The sequence below is a fragment of the Sinorhizobium sp. 7-81 genome, from assembly GCF_030124405.1.
Lineage (GTDB): Bacteria > Pseudomonadota > Alphaproteobacteria > Rhizobiales > Rhizobiaceae > Sinorhizobium > Sinorhizobium psoraleae.
In genome coordinates this window covers 797-1,945 of record NZ_JASKLT010000047.1, presented here as the reverse complement: position 1 = coordinate 1,945, position 1,149 = coordinate 797, and the positions used below count along the sequence as shown (strand labels likewise).

1 pseudogene is annotated in these 1,149 nt (G+C 67.3%); it reads left to right on the top strand.

Going from position 1 to position 1,149, the window contains the following annotated elements:
• Window positions 1–242 precede the first annotated feature (242 nt).
• Window positions 243–1,149, top strand: a pseudogene (locus QN224_RS33285) (hypothetical protein); the annotation flags it as partial.

The following is a 1,149-nucleotide window of genomic DNA, read 5'->3' as shown; positions in this document are numbered from 1 at the left end:
GTCGATCAAGAGGAGCTTTGGCAGGCGGCGGATCACGCCGGTCCGCTGTCGGCCGACAGCTTCGGCTCGCAAGACTTCGGGCAGGAGCCTTCGGCATTGACCGCCTGGCCAGCGGCAAGCGTCAACCAGCCAAATCCGCCGACCGAGGCTGAAAGCCCCTGGGAACTAAGCCCGCAAATGGCCGAGGAGCTGAGGCGGGCCAAATTCGGCTCGTGCCACCCGCCCTCGCCCACCACTTGCGCTTGGCTGAGACCCGAGAGCGGGAGGAGAACCTCGCAGGGCTTTATTTCGATGACACGGGACAGGACACGGCGCGGTTTCTGTTTTTGCCGGTGAGCAATGCCCGCGAGGCCGGCGGCACGCATTGGTCGCTGCTTTTCGTCGATCGGAGGCATTCGGAAGGACCGCAGGCCCATCACTATGATTCCTCGCAAACGCTTGCTCAGATGTTGGTGGCAGCCCGGCTGGCTGGCGGACTGGGGGTGACCCAGTACAGCGAGGGGCAGGTGGCCCAGCAAACCAACAACTTTGACTGCGGTGTCTCGGTGCTGACAGCCACGCGCGCGTTGGTGGCCCGGCTGGCGAGCGGCCAGGCGCCGGAGGCCGGAACCTTGCAGCTTGGTGACGTCATCGCTGATCGTGCGGCGCTCCAGGCCCGGCTCGGGGCGCAACCGGGGATCGCCGACGAAGACATGGCTGAGGGCGATCCGGATCCCTCCTATGAGAAGATGGACGAAGGTCCCGATCTTGCGGCGCTCGCCCGGCAGACGGTGCGCAACGAGGGCGAGAACGTATATCCGGGCCTGAGCACCGAACAGCTCTCGCGCCTGTCGGGCGTATCGGAGGGGGAGCTGAACAAGGGCCCGGCGTTCCAGGCGGTGTCGGCACAGGACAAGGCGAGGCTGGACGCGATCGCGCGAGCGACGCCGCGGCAGCCGGGGCAGAGCAACGGAGCCTGGGCGGACGCGCTGAAGGCGTCCCATCCCGATCTCAGCGCCGCGGATGCTGCCAAAATCGTGGGCGCCTCAAAGAGCGATATCACCAAGAGGGCGGCGTTCCAGGCGGTGTCGGCACAGGACAAGGCGAGGCTGGACGCGATCGCGCGAGCGACGCCGCGGCAGCCGGGGCAGAGCAACGGAGCCTGGGCGG